The 15,407-nt window shown below is 63.1% G+C and carries 14 protein-coding genes; 3 read left to right on the top strand and 11 right to left on the bottom strand.

The window, feature by feature from the left end; all coding sequences use genetic code 11:
- Window positions 1–5 precede the first annotated feature (5 nt).
- The gene (mazG, locus tag ASE71_RS08480) at window positions 6–839 is read left to right on the top strand and encodes a nucleoside triphosphate pyrophosphohydrolase (RefSeq protein WP_034795753.1); all 834 of its coding nucleotides are present in this window, start codon (window positions 6–8) and stop codon (window positions 837–839) included.
- A gap of 87 nt (window positions 840–926) precedes the next feature.
- Here the strand turns inward: mazG and hflX are convergent, their stop codons facing one another.
- From hflX to dusB, 9 genes are all read right to left on the bottom strand, one after another.
- Complete coding sequence (gene hflX, locus ASE71_RS08485) at window positions 927–2,252, bottom strand: GTPase HflX (RefSeq protein WP_060517394.1); 1,326 nt, start codon at window positions 2,250–2,252, stop codon at window positions 927–929.
- Between the two features lie 78 nt (window positions 2,253–2,330).
- Entirely contained in the window at window positions 2,331–2,573 is a 243-nt protein-coding gene (gene hfq, locus ASE71_RS08490; RefSeq protein WP_003535434.1) for an RNA chaperone Hfq, read from the bottom strand.
- Between the two features lie 109 nt (window positions 2,574–2,682).
- Window positions 2,683–3,546: a D-amino-acid transaminase gene (locus tag ASE71_RS08495; protein WP_060516926.1), complete on the bottom strand. Its 864-nt coding sequence runs from the start codon at window positions 3,544–3,546 to the stop codon at window positions 2,683–2,685.
- Window positions 3,547–3,556: 10 nt separating this feature from the next.
- Window positions 3,557–4,933, bottom strand: a complete 1,377-nt coding sequence (gene trkA / locus ASE71_RS08500) for a Trk system potassium transporter TrkA (protein WP_034795767.1) — start codon at window positions 4,931–4,933, stop codon at window positions 3,557–3,559.
- Between the two features lie 48 nt (window positions 4,934–4,981).
- Window positions 4,982–6,346 (bottom strand): two-component system response regulator NtrX, encoded by a 1,365-nt coding sequence (gene ntrX, locus ASE71_RS08505; RefSeq protein ID WP_034795770.1) that lies wholly within the window; start codon window positions 6,344–6,346, stop codon window positions 4,982–4,984.
- On the bottom strand, window positions 6,336–8,606 hold the full coding sequence (locus ASE71_RS08510) for a sensor histidine kinase NtrY-like (RefSeq protein ID WP_034795774.1): 2,271 nt from the start codon (window positions 8,604–8,606) through the stop codon (window positions 6,336–6,338). The genes ntrX and ASE71_RS08510 overlap by 11 nt, the downstream gene beginning before the upstream one ends.
- Before the next feature lie 221 nt (window positions 8,607–8,827).
- A complete protein-coding gene (gene ntrC, locus ASE71_RS08515) occupies window positions 8,828–10,282 on the bottom strand; it encodes a nitrogen regulation protein NR(I) (RefSeq protein ID WP_060516923.1) in 1,455 nt (484 codons plus the stop codon).
- Window positions 10,279–11,430 carry a two-component system sensor histidine kinase NtrB gene (locus ASE71_RS08520; protein ID WP_034795779.1) on the bottom strand — a complete coding sequence of 384 codons (1,152 nt, stop codon included), beginning with the start codon at window positions 11,428–11,430 and terminating at the stop codon, window positions 10,279–10,281. The genes ntrC and ASE71_RS08520 overlap by 4 nt, the downstream gene beginning before the upstream one ends.
- Complete coding sequence (dusB, locus tag ASE71_RS08525) at window positions 11,427–12,470, bottom strand: tRNA dihydrouridine synthase DusB (RefSeq protein WP_060516921.1); 1,044 nt, start codon at window positions 12,468–12,470, stop codon at window positions 11,427–11,429. Before dusB ends, ASE71_RS08520 begins: the two co-directional genes overlap by 4 nt.
- Before the next feature lie 148 nt (window positions 12,471–12,618).
- Here dusB and ASE71_RS08530 point away from each other — a divergent pair, with 148 nt between their 5' ends.
- Together ASE71_RS08530 and ASE71_RS08535 are read left to right on the top strand one after the other, a co-directional pair.
- The gene (locus ASE71_RS08530; protein WP_200949870.1) at window positions 12,619–13,824 is read left to right on the top strand and encodes a bifunctional 2-C-methyl-D-erythritol 4-phosphate cytidylyltransferase/2-C-methyl-D-erythritol 2,4-cyclodiphosphate synthase; all 1,206 of its coding nucleotides are present in this window, start codon (window positions 12,619–12,621) and stop codon (window positions 13,822–13,824) included.
- Complete coding sequence (locus ASE71_RS08535; protein WP_034795789.1) at window positions 13,824–14,321, top strand: CinA family protein; 498 nt, start codon at window positions 13,824–13,826, stop codon at window positions 14,319–14,321. Before ASE71_RS08530 ends, ASE71_RS08535 begins: the two co-directional genes overlap by 1 nt.
- Here ASE71_RS08535 and ASE71_RS08540 read toward each other — a convergent pair.
- Window positions 14,309–14,758, bottom strand: a complete 450-nt coding sequence (locus tag ASE71_RS08540) for a type II toxin-antitoxin system RatA family toxin (protein WP_060516918.1) — start codon at window positions 14,756–14,758, stop codon at window positions 14,309–14,311. The genes ASE71_RS08535 and ASE71_RS08540 overlap by 13 nt on opposite strands.
- Before the next feature lie 9 nt (window positions 14,759–14,767).
- Window positions 14,768–15,358: an AAA family ATPase gene (locus tag ASE71_RS08545; RefSeq protein ID WP_060516916.1), complete on the bottom strand. Its 591-nt coding sequence runs from the start codon at window positions 15,356–15,358 to the stop codon at window positions 14,768–14,770.
- Window positions 15,359–15,407 lie beyond the last annotated feature (49 nt).

Here is a 15,407-nt window from a genome sequence, read left to right on the forward strand (position 1 = left end):
GATCCATGGAACCTTCACGCGACATAACGCGCCTGCTCGACATCATGGCGGCGCTCCGCCAGCCCGAGACCGGCTGCCCCTGGGACATCGTCCAGACCTTCGAGACCATCAAGCCCTATACGATCGAAGAGGCCTATGAGGTTGCCGACGCCATTGAGCGCGGCGACATGCACGACCTCTGCGACGAGCTCGGCGACCTGCTGCTGCAGGTGGTCTTCCACGCCCGTATGGCCGAAGAGGCCGGCGACTTCGCTTTCGGCGACGTCGTTGAGGCGGTGACCCGCAAGATGATCCGCCGGCACCCGCATGTCTTTGCCCGATCCGACGCCGATACGCCCGAGGCGGTGAAGCTGCAATGGGATGAGATCAAGCAGGCCGAAAAGGCCGAGCGGCAAGAAAAGCGCGCCAAGCGCGGCCTCGCGCCTGATGCAGCCGCAAACCATTTGGGCTCGGTGCAGCGCTCATTTCCGGCGCTCGTAGAAGCCCTGAAGCTGCAGGAGCGCGCCGCAAAAGTCGGCTTCGACTGGTCGGAGCCGGAACCGATCCTCGACAAGATCGAGGAGGAAATCGGCGAGTTGCGCCAGGCTCTGCGAGAAAAGGACCGCGCCAAAGTCAGCGACGAACTGGGCGACCTGATCTTTGCCGTGGTGAACATCGGGCGCCATGTCGGCACCGATCCGGAGATGGCGCTTCGCGGCACCAACACCAAATTCCGCCGCCGCTTCGCCCATATCGAGCGGGAACTCGGCGCGGCCGGCGAGACGCTGGATGAGGCAACGCTGGAGCGGATGGAAGAGCTCTGGCAGGCAGCCAAGGCGATCGAGCGACAGCTGGGCTAGAACGAGCGGGACGCGTGCCCGCCAGCGTGCCCTTTCCCAAAGCTGAGGCCGACAGCGGCTAGCCGCCAACCCCGGGAAAGCTATGGCTTACCAGTCTTCCTCGACGGGCTTCGGCCCGTTTCCGAGGCGACGCTCCAGCTCGGAGGCCTCGTTCTCGGTCAACCTGAGATCAAGGCTCACCCGCCCATCTTCCAGGTCCTCGCGACCGTCGACGATCGCGTGCTGGTAGACCCAGGGCAGAAGCTGCAGCTGATCGATGCCGAGAACGACAGTGCATTCCGTCAGGACGCCGGAAAGACGACGGCCGATTTCGGCGAGTAGTTCGTCGACGCCGTCACCGGTGATCGCGGAAACGGCAACCGTGTTGTTGGACGTCGCCGCTTTGCCGCGCAATGCCTCGCGTGATTCGTCATCCAACCGGTCGATCTTGTTCCAGACCTCGATCAGGCGCTCGGAGGCTTCCTTCTCGTCGATGCCGAGATCGGACAGGATTCTGAGAACGTCGCTTGCTTGTGCCTGGTTGTCCGGGTCCGAGAGGTCGCGGACATGCAGGATCAGATCCGCCTCCAGCACCTCTTCCAGCGTCGCGCGAAACGCGGCGACGAGATGGGTCGGCAGGTCGGAAATGAAGCCGACAGTGTCGGAGAGGATGACCATCCGGCCATGCGGCAGCTTCAGTCGCCGAAGCGTCGGGTCGAGCGTCGCAAACAGCATATCCTCGGCCAGAACGCCTGCCCCGGTCATGCGGTTGAACAGCGTCGACTTGCCGGCATTGGTGTAGCCGACGAGGGCGACGATCGGGTGCGGTACCTTCTTGCGCTTGGAGCGATGCAACTGCCGTGTGCGGCGCACCTGCTCCAACTCGCGCTCGAGCTTGACGATGCGATCCTGCAGCAAGCGCCGGTCCGCTTCGATCTGGGTTTCACCCGGACCGCCCATGAAGCCGCCACCGCCGCGCTGGCGCTCAAGGTGGGTCCAGCTTCGGACCAGGCGGCCCTTCTGATAGTTGAGATGCGCGAGATCGACCTGCAGCGTGCCTTCCTTGGTGGAGGCGCGGCGGCCGAAGATTTCGAGAATGAGGCCCGTACGGTCGATGACCTTGGCGTTCCATTCCTTCTCGAGATTGCGCTGTTGCACCGGCGTCAGCGGATGGTCGACGATGACAAGACCAGCATCGAGCTCGACGAGGATGTGGCCAATCTCTTCGATCTTGCCGGTACCAAGCAAGGTGCCCGGCTTCGGCTGCGCCACCGGAACGATGGCGCCATGCACGACCTCAAGATCGATCGCCATGGCGAGACCGGTCGCCTCTTCGAGGCGACTTTCGTCCGAGCGCGTCGTGGTGGTCGAGAGCATATCTGCGGACTGCCGTCCGGTCTTTTTCAAGACCGGAACGATGACAACCGCGCGCATGTCGTCGCGGAGCTTCTCGAGCTCCGGAATGATCGACGACAATTTTGAATCACGTTTGGTAATGTGCCTAACGTCCCGTCAGGATGCAGCTTCTTCGTTCTCGAACATCTGCAGCGGCTGGCCGGGCATGATGGTCGAGATCGCGTGCTTGTAGACCAGTTGCGAGTGGCCGTCGCGACGCAGCAGGACGCAGAAGTTGTCGAACGAGGTCACAACGCCGGTAAGCTTGACGCCGTTGATGAGAAAAATTGTCAAGGAAATCTTTTGCTTGCGGACCGTATTGAGAAAGAGATCCTGCAAGTTTTGAGAACGTTCCGCCATCGCGCCGCTTCTTTCTTATTTGCCGGCGTTTTGCGCCGGTGCATTTTTGTCAAATTCAGCAATCAGAGGCGCCACAAGTACCTTCCCCGACACCTCTTCAGAGTTGGTATCAAATCAATGTCTTTTCCGCAACGCCGAAAAAGGCTTCGCGAATATTCTGTGCTATGCTTCCTGGATGGCCGTTGCCGATCGGCTTGCCGTCGATCGAAACGACCGGAAAACAGATGCTGGTGGCGGCCGTAATAAAGACTTCGCGCGCCGCGAGCATCTCATCGACCGAGAACGCCCTCTCCTCGATTTTAAGCCCAAGCGGCACCGCCACATCCATCAAGGTGGTGCGGGTGATTCCCTTGAGGATGCCGTGTTCTGCCGGTCGTGTGCGCAGGTTTCCGTCGCGATCGACAATCCAGACATTGGTCGCTGCGCCTTCCTTCACCGTGCCGTCGGCATCGACGAAGATCGCCTCCTGTGCGCCTTCCTCCTTGGCCTTCTGGCGCGCCAGCACGTTAGGCAGAAGCCCGACCGACTTGATGTCGACACGATCCCAACGGTTTTCCGGCACCGTGATCGCCGCAATGCCATGGGTCGCCTTCCTGGCAATGGCTGCAGCGTCGGTGCGCTTCGCCGTCACCACGATCGACGGGCGTGTTTCCGTTACGGGAAAGACGTGATCGCGGCGCGCCACGCCGCGCGTGACCTGCATGTAGAACAGGCCGTTTCTCACCCGGTTGCGCCGGATGACTTCGCGGATCACGTGGACGAGCGCGGCCCTTGTCATCGGCCAGTCGATGCGCAGTTCGCTGAGCGAGCGGCCGAGGCGATCGAGATGACGGGTGAGATCGACGATATAGCCGTGACGCACCTCGCAGACCTCGTAGACGCCGTCCGCAAACTGATAGCCGCGGTCCTCGATATGGACGTTGGCGTCCGCGTGCGGCACGTAGGCGCCGTTGACATAGGCAATTCGGGACATCGTCTCGACCTTAGAAATACTGAATGCTGACGCGGAACAATTGCTCGACATGGCGCACCGCATCGGCGGTGGCAAAGAGCACGACGCGGTCCTTCGCCTTGATCCGGGTGGCGCCATCGGGGCGGATGAACGTCTTGTCGCGATAGAGCGCGCCGATGCGGATTCCGTCGGGAAGTTCGAGGTCGCGCAGGGCCTTGCCGACGAGCGGGGACGTTTCCAGAGCCTCGGCCTCGATCACCTCGGCCATGCCCTTCTGCACCGCATAGACCGAGCGGATGCGGCCCTTGCGGACATGCTGCAGCACGCGCGAAATGGTCACCGCGCGCGGGTTCACATAGGCGTCGACGCCGGCAGTCGCGGCAAAATCCTGGTAGGACGGTTCGTTGATGAGGACGAGTGTGGACTTTGCACCCAGGTGTTTCGCCATCATGCTGCCGAGGATGTTGATCTGGTCGTTGTTCGTGAGCGCCACGACGAGATCGGCGTCCTGGACATCGGCCTGCGCGAGGATCCGCTGGTCCATGGCCGACCCGTTGAGGACGACCGTGCTGCTCAGCTTGTCGGCCATCATCACCGCGCGGTCGCGATCGCTCTCGATCAGCTTCACCCGCGTGCGCGGCTGGTGTTCCTCGATCGTCTTGGCGACGAAATAGCCGACATTGCCGCCGCCGAAAATGATGATGCGCCGCGCCTCCTGCTCTTCGTGGCCGAAGAGCGTCAGCGTGCGCCGCGCATGATCCCGATCGCAAACGACATAGGCGATATCGCCCGCCTGCAACTGGTCGTCGGAATGGGGCACGATCACCTTGCCGTTGCGGAAAATGCCGGTGACGGTCGCAAGCAGGTCAGGAAACAGTTCGCTCAACTGTTGCAGCGGCGTGCCGACGACGGGACAATCTTCCAGGCACTCGAAGGCGACCATGGCGATGCGGTCATCGGCGAAACGCACGACGTCGATCGCGCCAGGAAAGGAAATGCGCCGCAGCACGAGCCGCCCGACCTCGACTTCGGGCGAGATGGTGACGTCGATCGGCACGTTCTCGCGCGAAAACAGGTTCGCATACTCAGGCGCGAGATAGCTCTGCGCCCGAATGCGCGCAACCTTCGTCGGCACGTTGAAGATCGCGTGCGCCACTTCACAGGCGACGATGTTGACTTCGTCGGACAGCGTGACCGCAATCAGCATGTCGGCCTGGTCAGCACCCGCCTTGGCGAGCACATCCGGATGCGCGCCATGGCCGACGTAACCGCGCACGTCGAGGCTCTCGGTGATGTTGGCGATGAGCGCCGCCGACGTATCGATCACCGAAACGTCGTTGTCTTCCTGCGCCAGTCGCTCAGCAATGCCGTAACCGACCTGCCCCGCGCCACAAATGACTACCTTCATGTCGTTCTTTCACATGCGAGCGCGGGCGGGCTGGCCGGAAATTCCGGTTCAGACGCCCAGCGACTTCAGCTTCCGATGCAGCGCCGACCGCTCCATACCGACGAACTCCGCCGTGCGCGAAATATTGCCGCCGAATCGGTTGATCTGCGCGATCAGATAATCACGTTCGAACATTTCGCGAGCCTCGCGCAACGGCAAGGTCATGATATGCTGGTCGCCCTGGGCCGAAATCTTCGGCAGGGTGTCACCCACTTCGGTTGGGAGCATGTCGGCCGAGATCGGCGTATCCGGACCGTCGCTGCGGGCAAGGATCATCAGCCGCTCGATGTTGTTGCGAAGCTGGCGGATGTTGCCCGGCCAGTCATGCGCCTGCAGCACCGCCAGCGCGTCGTCGCCAATCTTGCGCGGACGGATGCCCGCCTGCTCGCTGACCTGGCGCATGAACATGTCGACGAGGAACGGAATGTCTTCGCGCCGCTCGGCGAGTGCCGGAACACGAACCGGAATGACCGCCAGCCGGTGGAACAGGTCTTCGCGGAACAGGCCCTCGGAGATCATGTTTTCGAGATTGTAGGCCGTCGAAGAGATGATCCGGACGTCGACCTTCACGCGCTTGGTGCCGCCGACACGCTCGAACTGCTGGTCGACGAGCACGCGCAGGATCTTGTTTTGCGTCTCGCGCGGCATTTCGCCGATCTCGTCGAGATAAAGGATGCCGCCATGGGCTTCCTCGAGCGCGCCCGTGCGGCGCGGCTGGCCCGGCGTGCCCTCGGTCCCGAAGAGCGCGATTTCCATTCGGTCCGGCGTGATCGCCGCTGCGTTCAGCGCCACGAAGGGGCCCGTCGATCGCGTCGACTTGCGGTGGATCATACGCGCGACCAGTTCCTTACCGGAACCCGAGGGCCCCTGGATCATGATGCGGCTGTTGGTCGGCGCGACCTTTTCGACCGTCTGGCGAAGCTGCGAGACGGCAACGGACGTGCCGATCAGCTCGACCGGATCGCCGGACTTCTTCTTCAGCTCCGAGACTTCGCGCCTGAGCTTGGAATTTTCCAGCGCCCGTTCGGCGATCAGGATCAGACGGTCGGCCTTGAAGGGCTTCTCGATGAAATCATAGGCGCCGCGCTTGATGGCGTTGACCGCGGTCTCGATGTTGCCGTGACCGGAAATCATGACAACCGGAAGATCCGGGTGCCGCCCCTTGATCTCGTCGAGCAGCGCCAGGCCGTCGAGGCGGCTTCCCTGCATCCAGATGTCGAGGAAGACCAGCCGCGGCACGCGATCGCTGATCGCCGCCAGCGCGCTGTCGCTGTCGAAGGCGGTGCGCGTTTCGTGCCCCTCGTCGGACAGGATACCCGACACGATCTCGCGGATATCTTCCTCATCGTCCACAACCAGAATATCAGCGGCCATCGCTCGCACCCTTATCCTTCAAACTCTCTTCGCCCCCGGTTTCTCCGGCAGGCGGCAGGATCACGCGGATCATCGCCCCGACACCGCCGTCGTATTCGGCAGGCGCGTCGTGCAATTCCAATTGTCCGCCATGGTCCTCGATGATCTTCTTGACGATGGCGAGACCCAGGCCCGTGCCCTTCTCGCGCATCGTCATGTATGGCTCCAGAATACGGTGCCGGTTTTCCGTGGGCAGGCCCTTGCCGTTGTCGATGATATCGACGACGAACTGGCCGGTCGCCGCATCGGTTCGCGCACGCGCCACGACGACAGGCTGGCCGCGGACCGCATCTGCCGGCACCGCCTCGATCGATTCCACGGCATTCTTGACGATGTTGCCGAAGGCCTGACCGAGCATGCGCCCGTCGAACGAGCCCTCAAGCGGCTCCTCGCCGAGATCGCGCACGAAGTTGATGTGGTTGTTGCCCATTTCGCGCAGGAACACTGCATCCTTCAGGATCGCGCGAAGATCCGCCCGTTCCTTTGTCGGCTTCGGCATGCGCGCGAAGGCCGAGAACTCGTCCACCATGCGTCCGATGTCCTCCACCTGGCGCACGATGGTGTCCGTGCACTGGTCGAACACGGCTTTGTCGTCCTGATTGATCTGTTTGCCGTAGCGCCGCTTCAGGCGCTCGGCGGAAAGCTGGATCGGCGTCAGCGGGTTCTTGATCTCGTGGGCGATGCGGCGCGCCACGTCCGCCCAGGCGGTCGAGCGCTGGGCGATGACGAGATCGGTGATGTCGTCGATGGTGATGACGTAGGATTCGTTCGCCTCGCCGCCCTCTTCGCGCGTCACCTGAACGTTCAGCGTGCGCTCGGTTCCGCCGCGCATAACGTTGATCTGCTTGCGGTAATCGTTGCGATGGCGCCCTTCGGCCTCGACCAGGACCTCCTCGATCTCGGGCGCGATCTGCCTGAGATCGGCACCGAGAAGATCCGGCGCGGCCTTCTTCAGGAAATCTTCGGACGACGGATTGGCAATGGTGATCTGGCGGTCACGACCGACACCGATGACAGCCGCGGTCACGCCCGACAGAACCGCCTCGATGAAGCGGCGGCGGTGGTCGACTTCGTCCTTGGCCTCCAGGATCTGCTCCTGCTGGCTGCGGATCTCAGAAACCATCTTGTTGAAGGTTCGTGACAGATTACCGACGTCGCCATCGACGGCGCGCACCGGCACGACGACATCGAGATTGCCGGAAGCGACGCTGTCGGCGGCACCGATCAGCTGGCGGATGGGCCGGACAATCCGGTCAGCGACTGCGATCGCGGTCCAGATCGCGGCAAGCAGTACGATGAGGGCAAAGCCGAGATAGAGGACGCCGAAGGCGATCTGGGTGAAGGTTCGCCCGGCCTCGAGCATCTTGTACTCGGCGGTGTTCTCCTCCATCAGCCGGAGCGAGCGCATCACCTCCGGATCGACGTTGCGAACCGTGTAGAGGAAGGTGCCCGGGATGTCGTCGAGCGGGATGACCGCGCCGACAAGGTTGGTAATCCCCGGCGGGATCAGAGTCGGCTGGCCAGAGACGGAACTCTTCAACGCATCCGGCGGGATCGCCGGCAGCGGCCGATCGGTCGAGATGTTGGCCTGCACGATGGGGCTGCCGTCGGCACGCACAAGAAAGGCGCCCAGCATACCGCGTCCGCGCGCCTGGCGGGTCATCAGCTCGGCAAAGCCCGTGCGGTCGAGGCTGTAGAGCTGACGGTTGCGCTCGAGGTCGTTCGCCATCGACACGGTCTGGCCCTGGAGATAGCTGGCATTCTCGAGCACATAGGCCTGCGCCACGTTGATCGAGGAGCGGACGATCGCCTGGGTTCGGAGCGAAAACCAGCGGTCAAGGCCGACATCGAGCGTGATGCTGGCAAAGATCGCGACGAGAACCGCCGGCGTGATCGCCACGATTGAAAACAGCGCGACGATGCGCACGTGCAGTCGCGCTGCGGCACGGCCTTTGTGGCGGGCGCGCAGGAGACGCAGGATTTCACGGGCGATCAGATAGATGAGGCCGACGACGAAGAGGCTGTTGATCGCCGCACAGGCGATGACGATATTTCGTTCGAGCTTGATTGGCGTCAGGCCGAGAAGCACGAGCAGGGAAACGGTCGCACAGATCAGCGCGCCGGTTGCCAACATCAGGCCCGGCAGGGCAAAGGAGCCACGGCGATCCTGCGCCGCCAGTCCCTCATCTGTGCCCAGCGGCAAGGCCATTGCGTCCACCATGAAAAGCGTTCCCCCAACCGTCGCCGGCCGGCGACGGCATCTCTTGCTTGCATTCTCGGGTCAAAGGTTGACCTCACCACCCAGATGGGCTGCCGCGCTGCACCCCCGTCAATCGATTGGGTCAAATCGATTGAACAGGACGGCAACGACGCGCGATTCGGCGGCCGTTATCCGTTCAAGCAACGCATTGTGGCGAAAATGCAACGGTGGGTGCGACCAAGTCAAGCGCTGCGTGAGCTGCGATAGACCGAAACACCGAGCTCGCGGATCTTCTTGCGCAGCGTGTTGCGGTTAAGGCCGAGCAGATCGGCCGCCTTGATCTGGTTGCCGCGGGTGGCGGTGAGCGCTGCGAGGATCAGCGGATACTCCATTTCCGCAAGTACCCGGTCGTAAAGGCCGGCCGGAGGCAAGGCCTCGCCAAAGGTTGCGAAATACTGGCGCATATTTTCCTCGACCGCCTGCGAAATCGTCAGCGAGCCCGGACGCGCCGCCGCCTTCTCGATCGGGCTATCCGGGATCTCGGAGCGAAGCTCGTTTTCGATGATCTCGCGGCTGATGACATCCTGTGGATAAAGTGCCGTCAGGCGCCGCACCAGGTTCTCCAGCTCGCGAACGTTGCCCGGCCAGGGGTGCGCCTTCATCAGCTCCAGCGCCTCATGGTCGAAGCGCTTGACGTCCAAGCCTTCCTTTTCCGCTTGCTGGACGAAGTGGCGCACGAGGTCCGGAATGTCCTCGGCACGGTCGCGCAGCGGCGGCAACCGCAGCGGCACGACGTTCAGACGATAGTAGAGGTCTTCGCGGAACAGGCCCTGATTGATCGACTGCTTCAGGTCCTTGTTGGTTGCCGCGACAATACGCACGTCGGAGCGGATCGGCGTGCGTCCGCCGACGGTCGTATATTCCCCCTGCTGCAAGACGCGTAGAAGACGCGTCTGCGCGTCCATCGGCATGTCGCCGATTTCGTCGAGGAAGAGCGTTCCGCCTTCGGCCTGCTCGAAGCGGCCGGTCGAGCGCATCTGCGCACCGGTAAAGGCGCCCTTCTCGTGGCCGAACAGTTCCGATTCGATCAGGTCGCGCGGGATCGCCGCCATGTTGATGGCCACGAAAGGGCCGTTGCGGCGCTTGCCATAGTCGTGCAGCGCGCGGGCAACAAGCTCCTTGCCGGTGCCGGACTCGCCCGTGATCATCAGGGTCAGGTCGGTCTGCATCAGGCGCGCCAGCACCCGGTAGATTTCCTGCATCGCAGCCGAGCGGCCGACCAGCGGCATGCCATCCTGGGTGTCGTCGTCGAGCTTTGCCGGCCGGCGCTTCGGCTCCGACAGCGCCCGGCCGATGATGCCGATCAACTCGGTCAGGTCGAAAGGCTTCGGCAGATAGTCGTAGGCGCCCTTCTCCGAGGCCTTGATCGCCGTCATGAATGTGTTCTGGGCGCTCATGACCAGCACCGGCAGGTCGGGGCGCGCCTTCTTGATGCGCGGGAGAAGATCGAAGGCGTTTTCGTCCGGCATCACCACGTCGGTCACGACCAGATCGCCATCGCCCGCCGCAATCCAGCGCCACAGCGTCGCCGCGTTGGAGGTGATGCGGACATCGTATCCGGCGCGGCTGAGCGCCTGGTTCAGCACGGTGCGAATGGCGGCATCGTCATCCGCGACGAGGATCGTGGCACCGGTCATGCAAGGTTTCCTTTTGTCATCGGCATGTCGTCGTCATCCGCGGCCTGGCCCTTGGAGGCAGGCATCAGCACGCGGAAGGTGGTGCGGTTCTGCTGGCTGTCGCATTCGACGATCCCGCCATGGCCGCCGATGATCTTGGCAACCAGAGCGAGACCCAGGCCTGAACCATTGGTCTTGGTGGTGATGAAGGGGTCAAACAAGAGCGGCAGCAGGTCCTGAGGGACGCCTGGGCCATTGTCGTGCACGCAGAATTCCAGCGGCAGCGAGATCTTCTCGCGCGTCCCGGCAACCGACAGGCGAATGCCCGGCCGGTAGGCGGTCGTCAGCAGGATTTCGCCGTCGTGGCGTTCGCCGATCGCTTCGGCCGCATTCTTGATCAGGTTCAGGAACACCTGAACCAGCTGATCGCGGTTGGCATAGACGGGCGGCAGCGACGGATCGTAGTGCTCCGCGAACTTGATGTGGCGGGCGAAGCCGGCCTTGGCGATCGCCTTCACGTGGTCGAGCACCGAATGGATGTTCAGCGGCACGCGATCGACGGGGCGCTCGTCGGAAAACACCTCCATGCGATCGACCAGCGAAACGATGCGGTCGGTCTCGTCGCAGATCAGCCGCGTCAGCGCGCGGTCCTCGTCGTTGGCGGAGGTCTCCAGCAGTTGCGCCGCACCGCGGATGCCTGAGAGTGGGTTCTTGATTTCATGCGCCAGCATCGAGGCGAGACCGGTCACCGAACGGGCAGCGCCGCGATGCGTCAGCTGCCGGTCGATCTTGTCGGCCATCGAACGCTCCTGGAAGACCACGACGACCGCACCCGGCTCGGACAGTACAGGGGCGACATAGAGATCGACCAGCTTGTCGGCCCCAAGGCGCGGCGAACTCAGGTCGACGCGATACTCGTTGACCGGCGCCTTGCGCTCGCGCACCTGCTCGATCAGCGTCAGCAGCGGACTACCAAAGGGAATGAAGGCGCTGATGTCATGGCGCGCCAGGTGGTTGGCGCTGGCGCCGAAAAACGATTCGGCCTCCCAGTTGGCAAAGGCGACGAGACCCTTGGCATCCACCATGATCACCGGGTTCTGGATGGCGTTCAGAACCGCCATCGACAGACCGTTGGCGACGGCATCCGGCATGCTCGGTTTCTCGGTCATGCGGCAATTCCTTCTTCGACCGCCTCGCCTTCCGGCTTACTCGAGGCGGCGTCGAGCATCGCCGCACGGGCCCTGTCACGGACGAAACGGGCATCGGTCGATGTCAGGATTGCGGCCTTTTCCGGCCCCGCCATGTCGGGGGCAGCGCGATCGAGATACCAGGCGACATGCTTGCGGGCATGCCGGAGGCCGACCTCAACGCCATAGAATTCGAGCATCATCTCGTAGTGCTCAGCAAAGATATCGGCGACCTCCGCCGGTGACGGATGCGTGACCGCCCCGGCGAGAAGCCCGACGTGCCACGGGCGCCCCTGCGAGGACCGGCCGGCCATGACGGCGTCCGCGCCCGATCGGCGGAGAATCTCTTCCGCATCGGCGACCGTCTCCACGTCACCATTGGCGACCAGCGGCACGGTGACGACCTCGCGGACCAATCGGATCGCATCCCAATCCGCCTTACCGTTGTAGAACTGCATGCGCGTGCGGCCGTGCACGGTAATCGCCTTCACGCCCGCCTCTTCGGCGCGCTTGGCAATCAGCGGCGCATTGATCGAGTTTTCATCCCAGCCGAGCCGCATCTTCAGCGTCACGGGCACATCGACGGCGTTGACGGTTGCCTCGACCAGCGACAGCGCGTGATCGGGATCGCGCATCAGCGCCGAGCCGGAATAGCCGCCCGTCACCTTCTTTGCCGGGCAGCCCATATTGATGTCGATGATGTCGGCGCCATTGTCGGCAGCGATCTTCGCGGCCTCCGCCATCCAGTGGGCCTCACGGCCCGCAAGCTGGACGATGTGCGGCTTGATCCCGGAGTTCTTCAGCCGCGCCCAGGATTCCTGGGCATTGCCGACCAGTTCACGGCTCGCCACCATTTCGGTCACGACGAAACCCGCACCGAAGCGCCAGGCAAGCCGCCGGAATGGGAGATCGGTGACGCCGGACATCGGCGCGAGCGCAACTCGGTTGCGGATTTCGATGGATCCGATGCGAAGCGGAGACGAAAGAGCCGGAATTGGCAAATGCATATCTTTCAGGCACATGTTGTTCCTGCACTATTTTTAGACATTGTTCTCGGACTTGCCAAGCGATTTCGGCGCGCCGCGCAAAATTCTAAGCTCAGCTGGCAAAGCACGACCCTTCGCGGTACATCACGGCGAAGATCGGCGAATGCGGGACCTCATACAGAAAATGCAGCCTCAAGAACAGTTCAAGTGCGGCGTGGTTATCGTCGCGGCAGGACGCGGCGAACGCGCCGGGCAATCCGCCGAGGGCCCGAAGCAGTACCGAACCATCGGCGACCGCCCCGTTATCGCCCATACGCTTGACACTTTCGCGACATGGCCGGGCGCCGGTCCGATCGTCGTCGTCATCCATCCGGACGACGAGGCGTTGTTCGACGCTGCATGCAAGCGCTCCGTGGCCAGCGACGTGATCATCGTCCACGGTGGCGCGACCCGGCAGATATCGGTGCTCGCCGGCCTCGAAGCCCTGGCCGACATCGGCGCGCGCCGCGTGATGATCCACGATGCGGTGCGCCCCTTTGCCGATCACGCGCTGCTGTCGCGGTGCGCTGCGGCATTGAGTGAGGACGTCAGGGCCGTACTGCCGGCGGTCGCCGTCGCAGACACGCTGAAGCGTGCCGGCAAGGATGGCATGGTCACGGAAACCGTGCCGCGCGACGGCCTCTACGGCGCACAGACGCCACAGACATTCGATCTCCAGGCCATTCTTGCCGCTCACCGGGAGGCGGCGAGAAGCGGCCGCACGGATTTTACCGACGACGCGTCGATCGCTGAATGGGCCGGCCTCAAGGTCGTGCTCGTCGAAGGCGCCGTCGACAACGTCAAGCTTACGCTGAAAAGGGATATCGCCATGGCCGACGAGAAACTCAATCGGATTGCCCTGCCCGATGTGCGCACCGGCAACGGCTACGACGTGCACCAGCTCGTGGAGGGCGACGGCGTCACGCTCTGTGGCGTCTTCATTGCGCACACCAAGAAACTTTCCGGCCATTCCGATGCCGACGTGGCGCTGCATGCGCTCACCGACGCGCTGCTCGCCACCTGTGGCGCCGGCGACATCGGCGATCATTTCCCGCCGTCCGATCCGCAATGGAAGGGCGCGCCGTCTCGCATTTTCCTGGAGCACGCGGCCAAAATCGTGCGCGAGCGCGGCGGCATCATCACCAATGCAGACGTTTCGCTGATCGCCGAAGCGCCGAAGGTCGGGCCGCACCGCCTGACGATGCGCGAAAATCTCTCGGACATGCTGGGGATTTCACTCGACCGGTGCTCGGTCAAGGCAACGACCAACGAACGCCTTGGTTTCGTCGGCCGCGACGAAGGCATCGCCGCGATCGCCACGGCGACGGTCGTCTATGGGAACCTTTCGTGATGTGGTCCGCCGACATCGAAGTCAAAGCCGGTGAGATCATCGCGCAGTTCACGGCAAATGGCCGCAAGGTCGCGACCGCCGAATCCTGCACTGGTGGCCTGATCGCCGGTGCGCTGACCGAGATCTCCGGTTCGTCCGCAGTCCTCGACCGCGGCTTCGTCACCTATTCCAACGAGGCAAAGGTCGCAATGCTCGGCGTCGAGACGGCGACGCTCGTCGCCCATGGTGCCGTCTCGCGGCAGACGGCGATCGAGATGGCACAGGGCGCAATCGCGCATTCGGCGGCTGACTTCGCCGTTGCCGTCACCGGCATCGCCGGGCCGAGCGGTGGTTCGGCTGAAAAGCCTGTCGGCCTTGTGCATCTCGCTGCGGCAGGGCGAAACGGCGCGCTGCTGCATCGCGAGATGCGCTACGGCGATATCGGCCGCAGCAACATAAGGCTTGCGACCATCCGCACCGCACTCGATCTGCTCACGCAGATCGCTCAGGCCGAATAGATGCTGTCGGCGCGCTTTTCGAAGGCGTCGGAGAACATGCGGAAGGCACGGTCGAACATCGAGCCCATCAAGGCCCCGAGGATGCGGCTCTTGAACTCGTAGTCGATGTCGAAGTGCACGATCGACTGCCCCTCGCCCGAAGGCTCGAAGCGCCAGCGGTTGTCGAGATATTTGAACGGCCCGTCGATGTATTTGACGTCGATCGTCCGCTCTGCCTTGTTCAGCAGCACCTGCGTCGTGAAGGTCTCGCGGATCGCCTTGTAACCGACGGTCATATCGGCAAGCAGAAGCACTTTTCCATCGCGCTCCTTGCGCGAGCGTACCGTCAGCGCCTCACAGAGCGGCAGGAACTGCGGATACTGTTCGACGTCGGCAACGAGGTCGAACATCTGGTCTGCGGTGTGCTTGACGACGTGGTTGGTTTCGAAATGCGGCATAAAGGGGAGTTAAGCGGGAGAACCGAGAAGATCAAGGAGCCTGCGCATCTGGCGCCGCGATTTCAACTGCAGAACTGGCACGTCAGGGCCGTGCTTCGCCAGACCTGCGACGATGTGCGGCGTAAACTTCTGCTCAAACGTCCAGATGAACTGAAGGAAATCCCAATCGACCTTTTCGATGCAGCCCGGCGCCATCTCCGGGCGGGTGCGGCCGAAATGTTTCAGCCAGCGGGTGACGACGCCCCATATGCAGACAAGCCGCGGCATGCGCACCCAGATCACGATGTCGCTTCTCGGCACCCGGATATCGAATGTGGACGGACCGGTGCCATCCATGACCCAGCGATCGGCGGCGATCCTCTCGACAATGCGCTGGCGCTGCTCCGCCCGGTCACGCTCTGCCCAACCCGGCAACCACCGGATATCGCGATCGATCGAGATGTAGGTCAACTGGAACTGACGGGCGAGCTTCTGTGAAAGCGTTGACTTGCCGCCGCCGGAGCATCCGACCACGAGGATGCGCCTGGCCCTGCGAATATGGTCGGCGGCAACGGCATCGTCGACATAGTTGACGATTGCCGGTTTTGACGGCAGGTCCATGGAAACTCCCGCGGAACTCGGGAACAAGTAAACCCAATGCGAAACTCCG

This window comes from Ensifer sp. Root954 (assembly GCF_001429005.1).
Classification (GTDB): domain Bacteria; phylum Pseudomonadota; class Alphaproteobacteria; order Rhizobiales; family Rhizobiaceae; genus Ensifer; species Ensifer adhaerens.

Bases quoted from the DNA above. Each gene is read 5' to 3' on its own strand.
- ASE71_RS08540 (WP_060516918.1), bottom strand. From the start codon at position 14,758: ATGCCGCATTTCGAAACCAACCACGTCGTCAAGCACACCGCAGACCAG.
- ntrC (WP_060516923.1), bottom strand. From the start codon at position 10,282: ATGACCGGTGCCACGATCCTCGTCGCGGATGACGATGCCGCCATTCGC.
- ASE71_RS08545 (WP_060516916.1), bottom strand. From the start codon at position 15,358: ATGGACCTGCCGTCAAAACCGGCAATCGTCAACTATGTCGACGATGCC.
- ASE71_RS08495 (WP_060516926.1), bottom strand. From the start codon at position 3,546: ATGTCCCGAATTGCCTATGTCAACGGCGCCTACGTGCCGCACGCGGAC.
- trkA (WP_034795767.1), bottom strand. From the start codon at position 4,933: ATGAAGGTAGTCATTTGTGGCGCGGGGCAGGTCGGTTACGGCATTGCT.
- ASE71_RS08535 (WP_034795789.1), top strand. From the start codon at position 13,824: ATGTGGTCCGCCGACATCGAAGTCAAAGCCGGTGAGATCATCGCGCAG.
- ASE71_RS08510 (WP_034795774.1), bottom strand. From the start codon at position 8,606: ATGGTGGACGCAATGGCCTTGCCGCTGGGCACAGATGAGGGACTGGCG.
- hfq (WP_003535434.1), bottom strand. From the start codon at position 2,573: ATGGCGGAACGTTCTCAAAACTTGCAGGATCTCTTTCTCAATACGGTC.
- ntrX (WP_034795770.1), bottom strand. From the start codon at position 6,346: ATGGCCGCTGATATTCTGGTTGTGGACGATGAGGAAGATATCCGCGAG.
- dusB (WP_060516921.1), bottom strand. From the start codon at position 12,470: ATGTGCCTGAAAGATATGCATTTGCCAATTCCGGCTCTTTCGTCTCCG.
- ASE71_RS08530 (WP_200949870.1), top strand. From the start codon at position 12,619: ATGCAGCCTCAAGAACAGTTCAAGTGCGGCGTGGTTATCGTCGCGGCA.
- hflX (WP_060517394.1), bottom strand. From the start codon at position 2,252: ATGCGCGCGGTTGTCATCGTTCCGGTCTTGAAAAAGACCGGACGGCAG.
- ASE71_RS08520 (WP_034795779.1), bottom strand. From the start codon at position 11,430: ATGACCGAGAAACCGAGCATGCCGGATGCCGTCGCCAACGGTCTGTCG.
- mazG (WP_034795753.1), top strand. From the start codon at position 6: ATGGAACCTTCACGCGACATAACGCGCCTGCTCGACATCATGGCGGCG.